Origin of the sequence: Bradyrhizobium ottawaense (assembly GCF_002278135.3) — a bacterium.
Taxonomy (GTDB): Bacteria; Pseudomonadota; Alphaproteobacteria; order Rhizobiales; family Xanthobacteraceae; genus Bradyrhizobium; species Bradyrhizobium ottawaense.
In genome coordinates, this window is the sequence record NZ_CP029425.2 from 5,271,679 (window position 1) to 5,292,816 (window position 21,138).

The window sequence follows — 21,138 nt, forward strand, 5'->3', positions numbered from 1 at the left end:
CGTTCACAGTCCGCCCAATCGTGTCCTTCCGATCAGGCTCTCTCCGACACCGCATCCGCGGCTGCGACGGCAGCCATGTTCACGATGCGGCGGACGGTCGAGGATGGCGTGAGAATGTGGGCGGGCTTGGCCGCGCCGAGCAAAATGCCGCCGACCGTCAGCCCCTGCCCCGCAGCCATCCGCAAAAGATTGTACGAGATGTTGGCCGCGTCCAGATTGGGCATCACCAGCACGTTCGCCGGACCTACGAAACCGGAATCGGGAAACTCGTGGTCACGCACCGACTGCGACAGCGCCGCGTCGCCCCGCATCTCGCCTTCCACGGCCAGATCGGGCGAGCGCGCGCGGATGATCGTGCGCGCCTCCCGCATCTTGTGCGCCTCCGGCACCGCCGAGCTGCCGAAGCTCGAATGCGACAACAGCGCCACTCGAGGCGTGATGCCGAATCGCCTGACTTCGGCGGCCGCCAGCAGCGCGATGTCGGCAACCTGCTCGGCAGTCGGATTGAGATTGCAATGCGTGTCGCAGATGAACAGCTGATGCTGCGGGAGAATGAGCATTTGCATTACGGCGAGCGTCCGCACGTCGTCCCGCGTTCCGATCACGTTCTTGATCGCCGCCAGGTGATCGGCGGTTCGCCCGATCACTCCGCAAAGCATCGCATCGCCGATCCCTCGCTCGAGCAGGATCGACGCCAGCACCGTCGCATTGCTCCGCGTCTCCGACAGCGCGAGGGCCGCCGATACGCCATCGCGCCTCCTGCGCGCATGATACACGTCAGCGCATTTGGAATAGACCTGCGCATCGTGCGGATCGATGATCTCGCAGTCCTGGCCGGGCCTGAGCCGGAGACCGAAAGCCTTGATCTGCTGTTCGATGGTGGCAGGCCGGCCGAGCAACAACGGCTTCGCGATCCGCTCGTCAGCGATGACCTGTGCTGCCCGCAGCACGCGCTCATCCTCGCCTTCGGCCAGAACGAGGGATTTTCCGCTCCCCTTCGCCACCGAAAACACCGGCTGCATCGCATTGCCGGACTGGTAGACAAAACGGCTCAGCTTCTGCCGATAAGCGTCCATATCGGCGATCGGACGCCTTGCAACACCGGTATCGGCGGCCGCCTTTGCCACCGCCGGCGCAATCATCTCGATGAGACGTGGATCGAACGGCTTTGGAATGAGATAGTTGCGCCCGAAGCGAAGGTCCTCGCCCTTGTAGGCGGTTGCGACCACCTCAGGAACCTCGGCCAGGGCGAGGTCTGCGAGTGCGCGGACCGTCGCAAGCTTCATCTCCTCGTTGATGGTGGTCGCACCGCAATCGAGCGCGCCACGGAAGATGAACGGGAAGCACAGGACGTTGTTGATCTGGTTGGGATAGTCCGAACGCCCCGTGCCGATGATCGCATCGGGACGAACCGCCAGCGCGTCTTCCGGCATGATCTCCGGAACCGGATTGGCCATCGCGAAGATCAGGGGATCGCGGGCCATCCTCCTGACCAGGTCTGATGTCAGCACCTTGCCGGCCGACAGTCCGAGGAAGATGTCCGCATCCTGGATGATGTCGTCCAGCTTCCGCGCATCCGTCTTCACGGCATAGCGCGCCTTGTTGTCGTCCATGCTTTCGGTACGGCCGGCATACACGACACCCTTGGCGTCGGTCACGATGATGCGCTCGCGGCGCAATCCAAGGCTCACGATGAGATCGAGGCAGGCGAGCGCCGCAGCACCCGCGCCGGAGCAGACCAGCTTGACCTCGGCGATGTCCTTCTTGACCAGCTTCAGCCCGTTGAGGATCGCGGCTGCAGCGATGATCGCGGTGCCATGCTGATCATCGTGGAAGACGGGTATCTTCATCCGTTCGCGGAGCTTCTTCTCGATGTAGAAGCACTCCGGCGCCTTGATGTCCTCGAGGTTGATGCCGCCGAAGGTCGGCTCCATCCGCGCGATCGTCTCGATCAGCGCGTCGGGATTCTCCTCGGCGAGTTCGATGTCGAACACGTCGATGCCTGCGAACTTCTTGAACAGGCACGCCTTGCCCTCCATGACCGGTTTTCCGGCCAGCGCGCCGATATTGCCGAGGCCGAGCACGGCGGTGCCGTTGGTGACGACGGCGACGAGGTTGCTGCGGGCCGTCAACACGTCCGCTTGCAACGGATCCTCGGCGATGACCAGGCAGGGCTCGGCCACACCAGGTGAATACGCCAGCGCCAGATCGCGCTGGGTGGCCATCGCCTTGGTCGGCACCACGGAGATCTTCCCCGGCGTCGGCAGGCGATGATATTCGAGTGCGGCTTCCCTGAGATCCTGGTCCATCGTGTTCCTCGATTCTTCGGTTCGGGAGGCCGGCATGCGGCCTCAGATCATGTGCTGGCCGCCATTCGCCGATATCGTCGATCCCGTGATGAAGCCGGCATCGTCGGAGGCGAGAAACACCACCGCGCGCGCGATCTCGTGCGGTTCACCCAGACGGCCGACCGGAATCTGGGGCAGAATGTTCTTGGCCACGATCTCCGGACTGATCGCCTTGACCATCTCGGTGGCGATATAGCCGGGGCAGATCGTGTTGACGGTGATGCCGGCGCGGGCGCCCTCCTGGGCCAACGCCTTCACGAAGCCGATGTCGCCGGCCTTGGCAGCGGAGTAGTTGACCTGGCCCATCTGGCCCTTCTGGCCGTTAATCGAGGAGATGCAGATCACGCGACCGAACTTGCGCTCGCGCATGCCTTCCCACACCGGCCGCGTCATGTTGAACAGCGAGTTCAGATTGGTGTTGATGACCGCGTACCATTGCTCTGGCGTCATCTTGTGGAACATGCCGTCCTTGGTGATGCCGGCGTTGTTGACCAGCACATCGACCGGCCCCAGGTCGGCCTCGACCTGTTTCAAGCCGGCGACGCAGGCCTCGTAGTTCGAGACGTCCCATTTGTAGACGTTGATGCCGGTCTGGCTCTTGAACTTCGCAGCTGCCTCGTCGTTACCGGCATAACTCGCCGCCACCTTGTAGCCGGCCGCCTTGAGTGCGACCGAGATCGCCTCGCCGATGCCGCGCGTTCCGCCGGTCACCACCGCAACTCTGGACATGATTTCCTCCTGATCCTGATCGGTTATTCTTCTGCCGGCGCACGGCCAGCCGCTGTCGTTCGCGGATGGTGTGGTGCCGTCCGCGTTCATTCTGCTCCGGCGCTTATGGCCGGTGTTCTCTGCTACCGTTCGACCGTCAGGGCGACGCCCATGCCACCCCCGATGCACAACGTTGCAAGCCCCTTCTTCGCACCCCGCTTCTGCATCTCGAACAGCAGCGTCGTCAGCACGCGGGCGCCAGACGCACCGATCGGATGACCGATGGCGATGGCACCGCCGTTCACGTTCACGATCGAGGGATCCCAACCCATGTCCTTGTTGACGGCGATGGCCTGGGCCGCGAAGGCCTCGTTGGCTTCGACGAGATCGAGATCCCCGACCTTCCAGCCGGCCTTTTCCAGTGCCTTGCGCGAGGCCGGGATTGGCCCCGAACCCATTACCGCCGGGTCGACGCCGGCGGTCGCCCAAGAGACGATTTTTGCGAGCGGCGTCAGGCCGCGCCTGCTGGCTTCCTCCGCGCTCATCAACACCAGCGCGGCCGCGCCGTCGTTGAGGCCCGAGGCGTTGCCCGCAGTCACCGAGCCTTCCTTGTTGAAGGCGGGCTTAAGTTTGGCGAGAGCATCCTGCGTCGTGCCGGCACGGATATACTCGTCCTGGTCGACGACAACGTCGCCCTTCCTGGTCTTGACGGTGACGGGAACGATCTCGTCCCTGAACCGGCCGCCCTTTTGCGCGTCCTCGGCCTTGTTCTGCGAGCGGGTGGCGAAAGCGTCCTGCTCCTCGCGGGTGATCTGCCATTTGGCGGCGATGTTCTCCGCCGTGACGCCCATGTGGTAGCCGTGGAAGGCGTCCATCAGGCCGTCCTTCAGCATGGAATCGACGAATTTGACGTCACCCATCTTGGTGCCGACACGCATATGCGACAGATGCGGCGCCATCGACATCGACTCCATGCCGCCGGCAACGATGACCTTTGCGTCGCCATTGGCGATCTGCTGCAGCCCGAGCGCCACCGACCGCAGACCCGAGCCGCAGAGCTGGTTCATGCCCCACGCCGTCTTCTCCTGCGGAATGCCGGCCGCCATGGCGGCCTGCCGCGCCGGATTCTGCCCCTCACCGCCGGACAGCACCTGGCCCAGGATGACCTCGTCGACATCTTCAGGCGAGACCTTGGCGCGTTCGAGGGCCCCCTTGATCGCGACGGCTCCGAGCTCGTGCGCGGTCAGCGATCCAAGTGCACCGTTGAAGGAGCCGACCGGCGTTCGCGCGGCGGACACAATCACCACATCAGTCATGACCATTTCCTCTTGTCTGTCTGTTAAATCTCTCGCAATCCAATCGCTAGATGCCCCTGCCCTCTGCCACGGCGGTCTCGAAGTCTGTCGGATCGATGTCGCGCTCGAGACCGACACGAAGCTTCTCGCGATCGAGTTCGCCCTCCCACCAGGCCACCACCACGCAGGCAACACCGTTGCCGCAGAGATTGGTCAGCGCGCGGCATTCGCTCATGAACTTGTCGATACCGAGCACGATCGCCATGCCGGGAAGCAGCTCCGGCCTGACGGCGGCGAGCGTGCCGGCCAGCGTAATGAAGCCGGCACCCGTGATCCCCGATGCGCCCTTCGAGGTGAGCATGGCAACGACGAGAATCGTCAACTGCTCGCCGAAACTGAGCTGCACGTTCATCGCCTGGGCGATGAACAGCGTCGCCAGCGTCATGTAGATGTTGGTGCCGTCCAGATTGAAGGAGTAGCCGGTCGGCACGACGAGGCCAACGACCGGCTTGGAGCAGCCGAGGCGCTCGAGCTTCTCCATCATCTGCGGAAGCGCGCTCTCCGAGGACGACGTGCCAAGCACGATCAGCAATTCATCCTTCAGATATCTGAGGAACTTGAAGATCGAGAATCCGGCGAAGCGGGCGATCAGACCAAGGACCACAAAGACGAACAGGAGCGCAGTGACATAGAAGGTTGCGATAAGCCCAGCGAGATTGCCCAATGCCTGCGGACCATACCGGCCGATCGTATAGGCCATCGCACCGAACGCACCGATCGGGGCCGCCTTAACAATGATCGAGATGACGCCGAACATCGCGTGAGCCACGTCATCGATGAACGCCCGCACGGTATGGGCGCGCTCGCCGAGCCCCATCAGCGCAAAGCCGAACAGGATTGCAAACAGCAGGACCTGCAGGATTTCTCCCTGCGCAAACGCTCCCACGACCGTGTCCGGGATGACGTGCAGGACGAAATCGATCGACCTCATTTCGCTCGCCTGCTTGGCGTAACCCGCGACAGCAGCGGCGTTGGATTGACCCTGAAAGCCTGCTCCAGGCTGCACCACATTGCCGACGATCAAGCCGAGTGCCAGTGCAAGCGTCGACACGATCTCGAAATAGATCAGCGCCTTGATCGCGACCCGACCGACCTTCTTGACTTCGGAGATATGGGCGATGCCGGAGACGACGGTACAGAAGATGATGGGCGCAATCACCATCTTGATGAGCTTGACGAAGCCGTCGCCCATCGCCTTGATCCACTCGTTCTTGCCGAGTTCGGGCGAGACCCAACCGACGATAATGCCGAGCACGATAGCTGCGAGCACCTGAACGTAGAGCACCCGGTAAAATGGCTTCTTCTGCGTCACGGCCTTCTTATCGACCGTCGCACTGGTCGCTCCAGACATTATGTCTCCTCCCTCATTTCGCTGCGTTCCGCGCGGGCAGTCCTACTTTTTCTTCTGCGGCGGCAGATCGGTACAGTGGCCCTCAAAGACCTCCGCCGCCATGCCGATGGACTCGCCGAGCGTCGGATGCGGATGAATGGTCTTGCCGATATCCGCGGGCTCGCAGCCCATCTCGATCGCGAGACAGACCTCGCTGATCAGATCGCCCGCATGTGTGCCGACGATGCCGCCGCCGATGACGCGTTGCGTCGCCGTGTCGAACAGAAGCTTTGTGAAACCCTCGTCACGACCGTTGGCGATGGCACGGCCGGAGGCTGCCCAGGGAAAAACCGCCTTGCCGAACTTGATGCCTTCGGCCTTGCACTGATCCTCCGTCTTGCCGGCCCAGGCGACTTCGGGATCAGTGTAGGCCACGGACGGAATCTGCCGCGCGTCGAAATAGGATTTTTCGCCATGGGCGACTTCCGCGGCCACATGACCTTCATGCACGGCTTTATGGGCCAGCATCGGCTGCCCGACGATGTCGCCGATCGCGAGGATATGCGCCACGTTGGTCCGCATCTGCCTGTCGACGTCGATGAATCCGCGATCGGTCACCGCGACACCCGCCTTCTCGGCGCCGATCTTCTTGCCGTTCGGGCTGCGGCCGACCGCGACCAGAACCAGGTCATAGAGTTTCGGCGCCGACGGCGCCTGCTCGCCCTCGAAGGAGACCTCAATCCCGGCCTCGGTGGCCTTCCCACCGACCGTCCTGGTCTTCAGCATCACCTTGTCGAAGCGACGCGCGTTCATCTTGTCCCAGACCTTGACCAGGTCGCGGTCAGCGCCCTGCATCAGGCCGTCGAGCATCTCGACCACGTCGATGCGTGCGCCGAGTGTCGAATAGACCGTCGCCATCTCCAGCCCGATGATGCCGCCGCCGATCACCAGCATGCGCTTCGGGATCGATGTCAGCAGCAGGGCGCCGGTCGAGTCGACGATGCGCGGATCCTCGGGCAGGAACGGCAGCTTCACGGCCTGGCTGCCGGCGGCGATGATGGCCTTGGCGAACTTGATCGTCTTCTTGCCGCCTGCCGAGGTAACCTCGAGATGGTGCGGGTCGAGGAAGGCGCCGACGCCGGTCACGACCTCGACCTTGCGGGCCTTTGCCATTCCGGCAAGGCCGCCGGTCAGCTTCTTGATCACGCCGTCCTTAAACGCACGCAGCTTGCCGAGATCGATCTGCGGCGCGCCAAAGGAGATTCCGTGGTCCGGGAGGTGCTTGACCTCGTCGACGACGGACGCCGTATGCAGCAGCGCCTTGCTCGGAATGCACCCAACATTGAGGCAGACGCCGCCGAGTGTGTCGTAACGCTCGACCAACACGGTCTTCATGCCGAGATCGGCGGCTCGGAATGCGGCGGAGTAGCCGCCGGGACCGGCGCCGAGCACCAGCATGTCGCATTCCATATCCGCCTTGCCGGAATGGAATGCTGCGACAGGAGTCGCTGCCGGTGCCGCGGCGGCGGGGGCAGGCGGCGGCGTGGCCGCGGCGCCCGCGGCTTCCAGCATGAGGATGACGGCCCCTTCGCTGACCTTGTCGCCGACCTTGACCCTGACCTCCCTGACAACGCCGGCATGCGAGGACGGAATCTCCATCGACGCCTTGTCGGACTCGACCATGATCAGGCTGGTGTCGACCGCGACGGTCTCGCCGGGCTTGACCATGACTTCTATCACCGCGACGTCCTTGAAGTCGCCGATATCAGGCACCTTCACTTCGACCTGCTGAGCCATGCTGCCCTACTCCCGATCTCAGAACAGCACGCGCCGCAAATCGGCGAGCACGCTGGCGAAATAGACGTTGAAACGTGCGGCCGCCGCACCGTCGATGACGCGGTGGTCCCACGACAGCGACAGCGGCAAGGTCAGGCGTGACGTCCAGGTCTTGCCGTCAGGCGAATGCTGCTTCCAGTATCCCTTGCACACGCCCATGATCGCGACTTCCGGCGCGTTGATGATCGGCGTGAAATAGATGCCGCCGATGCCGCCGAGCGAGGAGATCGAGAAGGTGCCGCCCTGCATCTGGTCTGGCTTGATCTTGCCTTCGCGCGCAAGCTTGGCGAGCGCGTTCATCTCATTGGCGATGTCAGGCACCGATTTCTTGTCGGCATCGCGGATGACGGGCACCATCAGGCCGTTCGGCGTGTCGGCGGCAAAGCCGATGTGCCAGTAGTTCTTGTAGACCAACGTGTCGCCGTCGAGGCTGGCATTGAACTCCGGAAACTTCTTCAGCGCCGCGACGGCTGCCTTCACCATGAACGGCAGCAGGGAGAGCTTCACGCCGCTCTTCTCCAGCTCCTTGTTCATCTTGACCCGGAACTGCTCGAGCTCGGTGATGTCGGCCTCGTCATGGGTCGTGACATGCGGGATGACGACCCAGTTGCGATGCAGATTGGCTGCCGAAATCTTCTTGATGCGACCGAGCTCCTTGCGCTCGACCGGGCCAAATTTTGCGAAATCGATCTTGGGCCAGGGCAGCAGATCGATGCCGCCGACACCGCCCCCGCTTGCGGGCGCCGCCTGCGGCTTGGCGGCGGACGCCCCGCCCTTGGCAACGGCCTCGACGTCTTCGCGAACGATACGGCCGTGACTACCGGAGCCTTTGACCTTGCCGAGATCGACACCCATCTCGCGCGCCAGCTTGCGCACGGCCGGTCCGGCATAGGCGAGCGCGAAGGCCTTTTCGTCGACCCCGCCGACTTGCGCCACGGGAGCCGCTGTGGGCGCCGACGACACTGCTGCAGGCGCAGGCGCCGCAGAGGCGGCCGTCGTGGACGCATCGCTGGTCGCGAGCACGAGAATGATCGCGCCCTCGCTGACCTTGTCGCCGGTCTTGACCTTGATCTCGCGCACGGTCCCCGAGAGGGGCGCCGGCACTTCCATCGTCGCCTTGTCGGATTCCAGCGCGATCAGCGGATCCTCAGCCTTGACGCTGTCGCCGGGCTTGACGAAGATTTCAATGACCGGAACGTCCTTGAAGTCGCCGATATCCGGAACGCGCACCTCGGCGACACCGGCCGGCGCGCTAACCGACGACGGCGGTGCGCTGACGACGGGGCGAGTCTCGACCTGCTCGGCGCCCGCGCCCTCGAACTGCACGATCACCACGCCTTCGCTGACCTCGTCGCCAACCTTGACGACCACGGCCTTCACCACGCCATCGCGCGGCGACGGCACTTCCATGGTTGCCTTGTCGGATTCCAGCGCAACCAGCGGGTCCTCCGCCTTCACCTTGTCGCCCGGCTTGACGAATACTTCGATCACCGGGACGTTCTTGAAGTCGCCGATATCGGGAACTTTGATGTCGATCAGACCACTCATCGCTCTGCCCTCGGCTCCCTGGCTCAAACAGTCCAAGGCGCAGCGCGCCCGGCATCGATTTGATATTTGGCGATGGCCTCGGCCACGATTGCGGGCTTGATCGTCCCCTCATCGGCGAGCGCCTTGAGCGCCGCGACCGCGACGTAGTGCCGGTCGACCTCGAAGAAATTTCTAAGCTTCACGCGGTAGTCGCTGCGGCCGAACCCGTCGGTGCCGAGCACGACGTAGCGACGCCCGGCCGCCTGGACATATTCCCGGATCTGGTCGGGGTAGTTGCGCATGTAGTCGGTGGAGGCCACGACCGGCCCTGGATGTCCCTTGAGCTGCGATTCCACCCAGCTCTCGCAACGCGGCTCGGTCGGATGCAGCAGGTTCCAGCGCTCCGCCGCCATGCCATCGCGGCGTAGCTCGTTGAAGCTGGTTGCGCTCCAGACGTCAGCGGTCACGCCGAAGTCTGCCTTGAGCAAATCGGCGGCCGCGATCACCTCGCGCAGGATCGTGCCCGACCCGACAAGCTGGACGCGGAGGCCCTTCTTCGCGGTCTCGCCTCCGTTCTTCAGGAGATAGAGTCCCTTGAGGATCCCCTCCTCCGCCCCTTCGCCTGCATCGGCAAGCGCGGGATGCGGATAGTTCTCGTTCATCAGGGTGAGGTAGTAGTAGACGTCCTCCTGCGCCTCGTACATCCGGCGCATGCCTTCGCGGACGATCGTCACGACCTCATAGGCGAAGGTCGGATCGTAGGAGATGCAGTTCGGGATGGTCGCGGCGAGCACGTGGCTGTGGCCGTCCTCGTGCTGCAATCCCTCGCCGTTCAGCGTAGTCCGGCCGGCGGTGCCGCCGAGCAGGAAGCCGCGGGCCCGCATGTCGCCCGCAAGCCAGGCGAGATCGCCGACGCGCTGCAAGCCGAACATCGAGTAGTAGATGTAGAACGGGATCATCGGCACGTTGTTCGTCGAGTAGGACGTCGCCGCAACGATCCAGCTCGACATCGCGCCGCCCTCGTTGATTCCCTCCTGGAAGACCTGTCCGCTCTTGTCTTCGCGGTAGTACATCAGCTGATCGGCGTCCTGCGGCCTGTAAAGCTGGCCGACCGACGAGTAGATGCCGAGTTGCCGGAACATGCCTTCCATGCCGAAGGTGCGGGATTCGTCCGGTACGATTGGCACGATGTGCCTGCCGATCACCTTGTCGCGCACGAGCGCACCGAGCAACTGCACGAAGGCCATCGTCGTCGAGATCTCGCGCTCGCCGGTGTTTTCGAGCAGCCGCTGGAACGTCGAGAGCGGCGGAATTTGCAAGGACGCGGATTTCCGCCGGCGTTGTGGTAGGTAGCCGCCGAGCTTTTCGCGCTGCGCCCGGAAATACTTCATCTCCGGACCATCTTCCGGCAGCCGGAGGAAGGGCACCTTGGCCAGGTCCGCGTCGGCGACCGGCACCTGGAAACGGTCACGAAAGCCGCGCAGCGCGTCCTGCGTCATCTTCTTCGCCTGATGGGCGATCATCTGGCCCTCGCCGGACTCGCCCATGCCGTAGCCCTTGACGGTCTTCGGCAGAATGACCGTGGGCTGGCCCTTGTGGTTCACGGCCGCGGTGTAGGCGGCAAAAACCTTCTCGGGATCGTGGCCGCCGCGCGCAAGCTGCCAGATCTCGTCGTCGCTCATGTCAGAGACGAGTTGCTTGGTTTCCTCGTACTTGCCAAAGAAGTGTTCGCGAATGTAGGCGCCGCTCTTGCTCTTGAAGTCCTGGTATTCGCCGTCGACGCATTCTTCCATGAGCCTTAGCAGCAGCCCACTCTTGTCCTTCTCCAGCAGGCGGTCCCAACCCGAGCCCCATAGCACCTTGATGACGTTCCAGCCCGCACCGCGGAAGACACTTTCGAGCTCTTGCACGATCTTGCCGTTGCCGCGGACGGGCCCGTCGAGCCGCTGGAGATTGCAGTTGATGACGAAGATCAAATTGTCGAGGTTCTCGCGGCCGGCGAGCGAGATCGCGCCGAGCGATTCCGGCTCGTCGGTTTCGCCGTCGCCCATGAACGCCCAGACCTTCCGGTTGGACGTCTCGGCCAGCTTGCGGTTCTCGAGATACTTCAAGAACCGCGCCTGATAAATCGCCATCAACGGCCCCAGCCCCATCGACACCGTCGGGAACTGCCAGAAGTCCGGCATCAGCCAGGGATGCGGATAGCTCGACAAACCCTTGCCGCTGGTCTCCTGCCTGAAGCTGAGGAGCTGCTCCTCGCTCAGTCGCCCCTCAAGGAAGGCGCGCGCATAGATGCCGGGGGAACAGTGCCCCTGCACGAAGATCAGGTCGCCGCCATGGGTCTCGGTCGGTGCGTGCCAGAAATGGCCGAAACCGATGTCGTAGAGCGTGGCGGCAGACTGGAAGCTGGCGATGTGGCCACCGAGCTCCGAGCTCTCCTTGTTGGCGCGCAGAATTATCGCCAGCGCATTCCAGCGGATGATGGAGCGAAGCTTGTGCTCGATCGCGCGGTCGCCCGGCAGCGCCGGCTGCTGCTCCAGCGGGATCGTGTTGCAATAGGGTGTCGTCAGCGACTGCTCGATCTGAAGGCCACCGCGTCGCGCGGCGTCGAGCATCGCATTGACGACGAACTCTGCGCGTTCGTTGCCGCGGTGGCCCCGGACCGCCGACAGGGCATCGAGCCATTCCCGGGTTTCCTGCGGGTCCTGATCGTGAGCGTCCGCGATCGTCATTACCTTCTCCATTGCATGCCAAGCCGCAGTCGCGTGCCAACGTTCATTGCGGTCCGCATTCATGCAGACACGCGCAATGCCGATCGGGTGATGTCCCGGTCGTTTCAGGTGATGGGTTGTGCGTTGGCTGGCATCTGAACGTCCCCTCGCGCTGCATGTTCTGAAGCTGTCGCTTCTTTTGGCAGATGCTTAAGCAGCATTCATGCCAGACAGCGAAAAGAACGGCATTCGCTTCGATGTCGTTCAACTTGCTCGGTTTTACCGGGCGGGTCGGAGCCCCCGCCCATGCATCCGGGCTCGATCCGTCTGAAGCTCCGGAAAACCGGCTAGAGCATCGCCCGAAATCTCGGATCAGCAGATGGAGGGTTCCGAATGCCGCGCGCAATGCCGGTAACCGGCCTTGCACGTCGGGAACGAAAGCGCCCGCGTAAGGCAGCGCGCCCGGTCACCGCGTGAATCAACGCGGGACTACAAATCATGTTGACGTGCTTCACCGTGATAGCTGAATGTCGGCGACCGCGCGCGGGACGGCGTTGTTGTCACGCCACGGCTCGCGCAAGACGGAACGTGTCGCACAATCTGAGCGGAGCCGCCGCCATGTTCGGCTCTCGCACATCGCAAGGGGTGGGCGCATGACGGTGCTACTTGATTTCCTCAACGACGATCCGCGAACGAAGCTGCGGACCGATCGGCCGCGCCATCCCGAAAAGGTCAACCGCCCGGACACGCCGCTACAAAAAAAGCCCGCATGGATCCGCGTGAAAGCCCCCGGCTCCGCCCAATGGACCGAGACGCGACGTATCGTGCGCGAAAACAAGCTCGTGACCGTCTGCGAGGAAGCCGGCTGTCCCAACATCGGCGAGTGCTGGGCGAAGAGGCACGCGACCTTCATGATTATGGGTGACACCTGCACGCGCGCCTGCGCGTTCTGCAACGTGCGCACCGGCCTGCCCGACCCACTCGATGCCGACGAGCCCGGCAAGGTCGCCGACGCCGTCGCCAAGCTTGGGCTCGAGCATGTGGTCGTGACCTCGGTCGATCGCGACGACCTCGCCGACGGCGGGGCCGCCCATTTCGCAGCCACAATTGCGGCGATCCGCGCAATGAGCCCGGCGACCTCAATCGAAATCCTCACGCCTGATTTCCTGCGCAAGCACGGCGCACTCGAGACGGTCGTTGCCGCAAGGCCAGATGTGCTCAATCACAATCTGGAAACGGTGCCGTCAAAATATCTCGCGGTGCGCCCAGGTGCGCGCTATTTCCATTCGGTCCGACTCCTGCAACGCGTGAAGGAGCTCGACCCGCGCATCTTCACCAAATCGGGAATCATGGTCGGCCTCGGCGAGGACCGCAGCGAGGTGCTGCAGTTGATGGACGATCTGCGTTCCGCCGACGTCGATTTCCTGACCATCGGCCAGTATCTCCAGCCGACGCGCAAGCACCATGCCGTGATGCGCTTCGTGCCCCCTGATGAATTCGAGGCCTATCGGAAGACCGCCTATGCCAAGGGATTTCTCATGGTCTCGGCCACGCCACTGACGCGATCCTCACACCACGCCGGTGACGACTTCCGCAAGCTGCGCGAGCGCCGAAGCATTTAGCTATCTATGCGGCTCGATCGCGCTTCTTCACAAACCAACACCTAGCGCAAACCGACGCTCAGATTCACAGCCGTAGCTCAGGCTGAGCGGATTGGCAGGCAATATACGCTCGTCGTGCTCTCAAACGGATGGAGTCCGTTGGCGCTCTCGAGATTTTCTTTGATCTCCCGGTGCACACGTCGTGCACACGCCGCTTCCTAACCGATTGAAAAACTAGAACTCTCGCTCCAATCCATCATCGGGGTCATGGAAAACTTCCGATCTAACCCGTTAATTTTACTAAGATATTCCGCCTCTGCCCGACCCTTGATGTGATTGGAACGATTAAGAAATCTGGTGTGACGAGGCTTCCGCAACCTGGCTCTTCTAGAACCACATATGCACGAATTGGAAGTGGAAATCGCGTCTTCGGAGTCCCGGTGAACGCGTCACGCAAACGCTCAGCGAGAGGGCACACGCCACTCATAGGACACGCATCAAAGGCCCTCGAGCACTCAGCTTGGAGATATCGGCTTCGATCATGTCGGTCGGTCATGTGAATCCAGGTTGCGCAGACGCTGCGCCATTCAATCGCGACCGCGCAGACCGAAGTTTCCGTCCCTGGTCAGACGACACACCCGGTTGCTCACATCCGCGCATGATCCGCTTGTCTTGTGTGAATTACATTTGTCACAATGACAGATCATATGTATAGTTGATTGAGATGACACAAGCGGCTTAAGCGGCATCGTCAGCCAGGGAGGGCGCCGGAAGCTTCAGATCTCACGACTACAATGACCACTCCGCGCGGCGCGGGGCAGCGCATTCGATTCGAGCGACAGACCGCTGCGCGCCCAACGCACGGCATGACACGCGACCCAAAGCAGAGGCGTCATGGTCCGAGTTATTCAGATTTCCGATACGCATCTCAGCCCGAGCAAGCAGCACTTCGACGCGAACTGGGCGCCACTTGCCCGTTGGATCGCGCAGCATAAGCCAGATCTCGTCATACATACCGGCGACGTGACGGTCGATGCAGCCGATCAGGAAACCGACGCAGCATATTGCGCGACCCAACTGGCCTCGCTCGGCGTCCCTGTCGTGGCGGTTCCGGGAAATCATGACGTCGGCGAGGTCGGCAATCCGCATCAGCCGGTAAATGGCGAGCGGCTCGATCGCTTTCGCCGCCACTTCGGCGACGACCGCTGGCTACGCGATGTGGACGGTTGGCGCCTGATCGGCCTCAATTCGATGATCTTCGGCGGCGGCCCCGAAGAGGCGCAGCAGACCGAATGGCTCGAGGCCGCGATGGCCGATGCTGCGGGGCGTCGCCTTGCCTGGTTCACCCACCGGCCGCTGTTCATCGAATTACCGACCGAGGCCGACACCGGTTACTGGTCGGTCAAGCCGGAGCCGCGCCGCGCCCTTCTCGATCTGCTGCAACGCTACCAGGTGGAGATCGTGGCCAGTGGACATCTGCATCGCTGGCACGAAATCCGGCTGAACGGCACGCACTACATTTGGGGGCCGGCGGCCGGCTTTCTGGTCGGTGAGAAACTGGCGCCGCCGATGGGCGGCGCTGCACGGCTTGGGGCGGTGGTCTACGACATCGACGGCGAAAATATCGACGTGAGCATTCGTCCGGTGCCCGGCCTCACCGATTACTGGATCGACGACGTCGTGCACGAAGTCTATCCACCGCGCGATGCTGAGGCGTGATCTGCGATGGCCGGCCTCACATTGCGCGGCATCCATAAGGCTTTCGGCGACACGGCCGTCCTCAACGACATCGACCTCGATATTGCGGACGGCGAGTTTCTGACGCTGGTCGGCCCCTCCGGCTGCGGCAAGTCGACGCTCCTGCGCATCATCGCCGGGCTCGAATCGCAGGACCGCGGCTCGGTCTCGATCGGCGGGACTTCGGTCGACCATTTGCGGCCTCACGAGCGCAGAATCGCCATGGTGTTCCAGAATTACGCGCTCTATCCCCACATGTCGGTGTTCGACAACATCGCGCTACCCCTCACCATGACGCGCCTCAACCTGTTCGAGCGCCTGCCCTTGATGCGTCAACTGTCGCCTCGCCGCAGGCGCGTCATGGACGGGATCGCGCGTGAGGTGCGGGCCGTCGCGGAGCAGCTTCGCATCGAATCCTTCTTTCACCGCCGCCCCGGACAGCTTTCGGGCGGGCAACGGCAGCGCGTCGCGCTCGGCCGCGCAATGGTGCGTCATCCGCAGGCTTTCCTGATGGACGAGCCATTGTCGAACCTCGACGCCAAGCTGCGTGTGCACATGCGTGGCGAGCTGACCGAGCTGCACGCGCGTCTCGGCGCTACGATGATCTACGTGACACACGACCAGATCGAAGCGATGACGATGTCCGATCGCCTTGCCGTGATGGATCACGGCAACATACTCCAGCTCGGCACCCCCGCCGAGGTCTACGAACGGCCCGCCACGACTGCGGTCGCGCAGTTCATTGGCAGTCCGGCGATCAATCTATTTCCGGCCCATGTGGGCCCCGGCGGCCAGGTCGAGCTGCTCGGCCGGACGCTGCCGATCGATGTCCGCAACGCGCCGACGCCGGAACTGACGGTCGGCGTGCGTCCGGAAGCAATGCGGATCGGAGGCGGACCGTGCGCCGTCACGTGCAGGTTCCGGCGCCGCGAAAATCTCGGCTCGGAAAGCATCCTTCAATTCGATCTCGCGGCCTCCCCGGAAGTGGCGGTGCTCTGCCGGGTCGACAACAGCATCCCCATCCCCGAGGGCGAAGTCCCGCTGGCCTTCGAGCCACGGGATTGCCACGTCTTCGACAACAACGGCCGCCGCCTCGAGGTGGAAAGCCGCAATGCAGCCGGCCGCGATGTGCGCCGCGCGAGCGAGGCCCGATGACCACGGTCGCTGCTCAAGTCACTCCGCTCGACGCGGCGCCGCCAGCCGGCCGCCAGCGATGGGTCGAGCGGTTCGCGGGCTTGGGCTTTGCCGCGCCGGCCTTCATCCTGCTGGTCCTGACGAATCTGGCGCCGCTGGCTGCTCTCGCCTTCCTGAGCTTCACCAACTACGAGCTGGGTGCGCTCGACTTCTCGTTCGTCGGTTTCAAGAACTTCGGCGCGGCGCTACAGGATCCCGTGATTCGACGCTCGGTTACCAATACCCTGCTCTACGTGGCGATTGTCGTGCCCGGCGGCGTCCTGATCTCGCTGCTGGTCGCAATCCTGATCCACCAGCGCAAGCGCACGCGCAGCCTCTATGAGGTTATCTATTTTCTCCCCGTCACCTCGACGCTCATCGCAATGGCCACGATGTGGCAGTTCCTGCTGCACCCGACCCTGGGGCTCATCAATCAGGCGCTCAAGGGACTGGGGTTCGCGGAGACAGCTTTCCTGAGCGAGCCGCGCCTCGTCATCCCGACGCTCGCCGCGATCGGCATCTGGCAGCTCGTCGGCTTCAACATGGTGCTGTTTCTCGCCGGCCTCTCGGCTATTCCCCGCGATCTCTACGAAGCCGTCGATATCGATGGCGCGAGCCACCCCATTGACCGCTTCCTGAAAGTGACGTGGCCGATGCTCGGTCCGACGACGATGTTCGTGACCGTGACGACCTTCATCACCGCCTTCAAGATCTTCGACACGGTTGCGGTGATGACGCGTGGAGGCCCCGGAGGCGCATCCGAGGTGCTGCTGTATGCCATCTATCTGGAGGGGTTTCAGTACTTCCACATGAGCTATGCGGCGACGCTCACGCTGGTCTTCCTGGCGTTCACCCTCGTGTTCTCGGTGCTGCAGACCTTCATCCTCGACCGACGGGTGCACTATTGATGCGCACATCGGCCACGATCACTCGCCCGCCGACGCCGGTGGCGATCCGGATGCGGCGCCTCGTGTCGCTTGCGCTCGTCCATGCGGTGCTGATCGGCGGCGCCGTCTTCATGCTGCTGCCGTTCGTTTTCATGCTGACGAGCGCGATCAAGCCGCCGGGCGAGATCTTCGAGGCGACGTTCCGGCTCTGGCCGCGCCAGTTCTACGGATGGCAGAATTTCGAATCTGCCCTGAGCACCGCGCCACTGCTGCGTTTTCTGCTCAACGGACTCATCGTCTGCGGCGGAATCCTCGTCGTCCAGCTGCTGGTCGCAATTCCCTGCGCCTATGCGCTCGCCAAGCTGAAGTTTCCGGGACGGCCGATCCTGTTTTCGCTGGTCCTGCTCGGACTCTGCATTCCGGTCCAGGCGCCCTCGCTCCCGCTCTACATCGCGTTCGCCGAACTCGGCATCCTCAACACCTACCTCTCGATGATGATGCCCTTCTTCCTGTCGGTGTTCGCGATTTTCCTGTTCCGCCAGTTCTTCAAGTCCTATCCGGATGAGATCATCCAGGCCGCGCGGCTCGACGGCGTCGGTGAGTTCGAAATCGTGTGGCGCATCGTCGTGCCGAGCGCATGGCCGGCGATCGCGGCGTTTTCGATCTTCTCTGTCGTGGCGCACTGGAACGACCTGTATTGGCCGCTCATCGTCGTCTCCGACACCAAGCTCGCGACGCCGCCGCTCGGCATGATGTATTTCGCCGATTCCGAGTTGGGCTCGAATTACGGGGCGCTCGCCGCCGGCGCCACCATCATCACGGCGCCGCTGGTCATCGCGTTCCTGATCGCGCGGCGGCATTTCCTTGCCGGCATCACGATGACCGGAATCAAATGACTTCAACAACCGCTAGGGAGACACCGTCATGCTGCATCGCCGAGACCTCCTGAAAAGCGCCGCGGCCGTTGGGACGACCGCGCTTTCAAGCCCGCTCCTGACGCGATCGGCCCACGCGCAGGACGTTACGCTGGATGTCCTTTATGCCTTTCCTGCCTTCGCGAAATTCCATGAGCCGATCGCCCAGGAGTTCACGAAGCGGCAGTCGGGCATCAAGATCCAGTTCCGGGCACCGGCGGCGAGCTATGACGAAGGTCATCAGACTATGCTGCGGCAGGCCGTCACCAACCAGCTGCCCGACGTCTACTATTCGGGTTATCACCTCCTCGCCGAGCTTGTGCGCACGCTGGTGAAACGCAACCAGATCACCGAGGTCGCCTCGCTGCTGCAGAAGGAGGACGCCGCCTGGCGCAAGGCCAACTATTCCGACGGAATCCTGGCCCTCGGGGCGGTCGACGGCAAGATCTACGGCCTCGCATTCAATGCGTCGCTGCCGGTCATCTATTTCAACACGCAGCTCGTGAAGGAGGCGGGCGGCGATCCGGACAGGATGCCCGACAACTGGACGGACATGATCGCGCTCGCCGTCAACATCAAGAGCAAGGGACCCGATGTCGCCGGCATAGCCTATAACATCCATGACTGGCCCGACGACTGGCTGTTCCGTTCCCTGATCCTGCAAGGTGGCGGGCAGATGCTCGACGCGTCGGAAACCACTGCCGGTTTCGGCAAGGATGCCGGGCTGAAGGCTCTGGTCCACTGCCGGCGGTTCGTGGCCGATGCCAAGATGCCGCTGATCGATTGGGACTCCTCGCGCCAGCAGTTCATCGCCGGGAAAATCGGCATCTTCGCCGACACGCCGGCCCGGTTGCGCCAGGTCACGGATCTGATCGGCGACAAGTTCACCTTGCGCACCTGCACCTTCCCGATCGACGACAAGCAGAAAGGTGGGCTGCCCACCGGCGGCAACGCGGCAATCATCACGGCGAAAGATCCGGCGAAGCAGCGGGCCGCCTGGGAGTTCCTGAAATTCGTGAGCGGACCTGAAGCGCAGAAAATCGTGGTGGAGACCACGGGCTACATGCCGACCAATTTGCGCGCCTCGGGGCCCGACTTCCTGGCTCCGTTTTACGACAAGAACCCGAATTTCCGCACCGTGTCGCAGCAGATCGAGCGCGCGAAGCCATGGCAGGGCTATCCGGGCGGACAGTCCGTGAAGATCTGGCGCACGCAGCGCGAGATCATCCATGCCGTCATGCGCGGCGAGACGACCGCCGAGGCCGGGCTCGATCGCATGGTCAAGGAAAGCAACGCCTTGATGAAGAGTTCGTAAGCAACGGACAGCCGCCCACAGCAGGTGACCAAGCGCTGTTAAAGGCCCTTCTCCCCGGAACAGGACTCCCGTGTTCATCATTGCCCAGCTGAGCGACTTCCATGTGCGTCCGCATGGCAGGAAAGCTTACGGCGACATCGATACCAACGCGATGTTTCACGACGCGATCGACGCCGTGCTGAACCTCGGTCCGCAACCCGACTGCGTCGTGGTCAGCGGCGATCTGACCGACTGCGGGCTCGAGGAGGAATACGAGATTGTCGCCGCCGGCCTGGCAAGGCTGCCGATGCCGGTATTCGTCATTCCCGGCAACCACGACCGGCGCGAGCAGTTCATACGGTCGCTGCGATCACGCCACCGCTATCTTCCGTCCGACGGCTTCATCAACTTTGTCGTGGATGAGTTCCCGGTCCGGCTGATTTTCCTCGACAGCGTCGAGGTCGGACAGATCCACGGGACCTTCTGCGCGGCGCGGCAACAATGGCTGCGCGAAGTGCTCGCGGAAGGCCCCAGCAAGCCGACGGTCATTATCATTCATCATCCGCCGTTCCTCGTCGGAGCCGACGGAATGGACGAGCTCGGTATCAGCAACGCTACAGCGCTCAACGCAATCATCAAGGACCATCCGGACACCGAACGTGTGCTGTGCGGTCACTATCACCGCTCGATCACGGTGCGCTACGCGGGGACCGTGGGCTATGTGGCGCCGAGCACGGCGCACCAGGTCGCGCTCGACCTGCGGCCAGGTCGCGGTAACCGCTTCATCAAGGAGCCGCCGGGATTTGCCTTGCACTGTTGGCGGCCAGACATGGGCATCAGCAGCCATCTCGTCCCGATCGGAGACTTTGGTCGTCCGTTCGACATCGCGCCCGATCGGGACGATCCAGGAACCGAGGAGCGCAAGAGCCTTCCGACGCTGCTATGGCGCGCAGAGGCCGTCGTTGCTGAGGCTGCAGCCAGGCTGGTCGCGATGCAATCCACGCCGCTACGCACAGAGCGCAAGGACGGGCTCGATATCGTCACCGAGGCGGATCTTGCCTCCGAGGCGATCGTCGTCGCGGGCTTGAAGGCGCTGACGCCGGGTGCCGGCATCCTGGCCGAGGAGAGCGGCGCGAGCCAAGGGGACAATGCGGCGCGCTGGATCATCGATCCGCTCGACGGCACGATCAACTACGCGCAGGGACTGCCGTGGTTTTCCGTGACGGTCGCCTACGAGGTCGACGGTGAGACGAAACTTGGCCTGATCAACGCTCCCAAGATCGGACTGACTGCGCGCTATCTCGCGGGGGAAGGCGCAACGATCGATGGCGTGCCCGCCCGCGTCTCCACGACGCGTTCGCTGTCAGATGCGGTCGTCTCGGTGATTCTGACCTCGCATTTCTCGCCCGACGAAGTCCAGCGGACGACGCGTGTAATCGAACTGCTCGGCAAAGTGGCGCGCGGCGTGCGTATCGTCGTCTCGGGCGCCTTCGAGACGACGATGGTGGCCTCGGGTCGCCTGGACGGCTTTGTCTCATTGAAAGCCGACATCGTTTCGCACGCTGCCGCGTTGCCGATGGTATGGGCCGGCGGCGGGAAGGTCACGACACTGACGGGGCGTCCGTGCAGCAACGACGATCTCGACAAGATCGCCTCCAACGGATTGATCCATGAGGAACTGCTGACTCTCCTGCGCCAGGCGCTGCGATGACGGAGT

Annotated in this window: 14 protein-coding genes; 7 read left to right on the top strand and 7 right to left on the bottom strand. The window is 63.2% G+C overall.

Annotated features, from left to right (window positions below):
- Positions 1-32: 32 nt before the first annotated feature.
- The 7 genes from CIT37_RS25365 to aceE all read right to left on the bottom strand — a co-directional run bounded on the left by CIT37_RS25365 (position 33) and on the right by aceE (position 11,836).
- Entirely contained in the window at positions 33-2,309 is a 2,277-nt protein-coding gene (locus CIT37_RS25365; protein ID WP_028145336.1) for an NADP-dependent malic enzyme, read from the bottom strand.
- Between the two features lie 42 nt (positions 2,310-2,351).
- Positions 2,352-3,077, bottom strand: coding sequence for an acetoacetyl-CoA reductase (gene phbB, locus CIT37_RS25370; RefSeq protein WP_028145337.1), 726 nt, complete (start codon positions 3,075-3,077; stop codon positions 2,352-2,354).
- 122 nt (positions 3,078-3,199) lie between these two features.
- The gene (locus CIT37_RS25375) at positions 3,200-4,372 is read right to left on the bottom strand and encodes an acetyl-CoA C-acetyltransferase (RefSeq protein ID WP_085971591.1); all 1,173 of its coding nucleotides are present in this window, start codon (positions 4,370-4,372) and stop codon (positions 3,200-3,202) included.
- A 46-nt stretch (positions 4,373-4,418) separates the two neighbouring features.
- Positions 4,419-5,762, bottom strand: coding sequence for a dicarboxylate/amino acid:cation symporter (locus CIT37_RS25380; RefSeq protein ID WP_028145339.1), 1,344 nt, complete (start codon positions 5,760-5,762; stop codon positions 4,419-4,421).
- 42 nt (positions 5,763-5,804) lie between these two features.
- Entirely contained in the window at positions 5,805-7,538 is a 1,734-nt protein-coding gene (gene lpdA / locus CIT37_RS25385) for a dihydrolipoyl dehydrogenase (RefSeq protein ID WP_095425763.1), read from the bottom strand.
- Between the two features lie 18 nt (positions 7,539-7,556).
- The gene (locus CIT37_RS25390; protein ID WP_095425762.1) at positions 7,557-9,125 is read right to left on the bottom strand and encodes a dihydrolipoyllysine-residue acetyltransferase; all 1,569 of its coding nucleotides are present in this window, start codon (positions 9,123-9,125) and stop codon (positions 7,557-7,559) included.
- Positions 9,126-9,148: 23 nt separating this feature from the next.
- Entirely contained in the window at positions 9,149-11,836 is a 2,688-nt protein-coding gene (gene aceE, locus CIT37_RS25395; protein ID WP_095425939.1) for a pyruvate dehydrogenase (acetyl-transferring), homodimeric type, read from the bottom strand.
- A gap of 632 nt (positions 11,837-12,468) precedes the next feature.
- Here aceE and lipA point away from each other — a divergent pair.
- The 7 genes from lipA (at position 12,469) to CIT37_RS25430 (ending at position 21,132) form a co-directional block, all read left to right on the top strand.
- A complete protein-coding gene (lipA, locus tag CIT37_RS25400; RefSeq protein ID WP_028145343.1) occupies positions 12,469-13,437 on the top strand; it encodes a lipoyl synthase in 969 nt (322 codons plus the stop codon).
- Positions 13,438-14,310: 873 nt separating this feature from the next.
- Complete coding sequence (locus CIT37_RS25405; RefSeq protein ID WP_028145344.1) at positions 14,311-15,135, top strand: metallophosphoesterase family protein; 825 nt, start codon at positions 14,311-14,313, stop codon at positions 15,133-15,135.
- Positions 15,136-15,141: 6 nt separating this feature from the next.
- Positions 15,142-16,308 carry an ABC transporter ATP-binding protein gene (locus CIT37_RS25410; protein ID WP_028145345.1) on the top strand — a complete coding sequence of 389 codons (1,167 nt, stop codon included), beginning with the start codon at positions 15,142-15,144 and terminating at the stop codon, positions 16,306-16,308.
- Positions 16,305-17,234 carry a carbohydrate ABC transporter permease gene (locus tag CIT37_RS25415; protein WP_028145346.1) on the top strand — a complete coding sequence of 310 codons (930 nt, stop codon included), beginning with the start codon at positions 16,305-16,307 and terminating at the stop codon, positions 17,232-17,234. Before CIT37_RS25410 ends, CIT37_RS25415 begins: the two co-directional genes overlap by 4 nt.
- 50 nt (positions 17,235-17,284) lie before the next feature.
- Positions 17,285-18,109, top strand: coding sequence for a carbohydrate ABC transporter permease (locus CIT37_RS25420; RefSeq protein ID WP_028145347.1), 825 nt, complete (start codon positions 17,285-17,287; stop codon positions 18,107-18,109).
- Between the two features lie 28 nt (positions 18,110-18,137).
- Positions 18,138-19,442 carry an ABC transporter substrate-binding protein gene (locus tag CIT37_RS25425; RefSeq protein WP_095425760.1) on the top strand — a complete coding sequence of 435 codons (1,305 nt, stop codon included), beginning with the start codon at positions 18,138-18,140 and terminating at the stop codon, positions 19,440-19,442.
- A 70-nt stretch (positions 19,443-19,512) separates the two neighbouring features.
- Entirely contained in the window at positions 19,513-21,132 is a 1,620-nt protein-coding gene (locus CIT37_RS25430; RefSeq protein ID WP_095425759.1) for an inositol monophosphatase family protein, read from the top strand.
- Positions 21,133-21,138 lie beyond the last annotated feature (6 nt).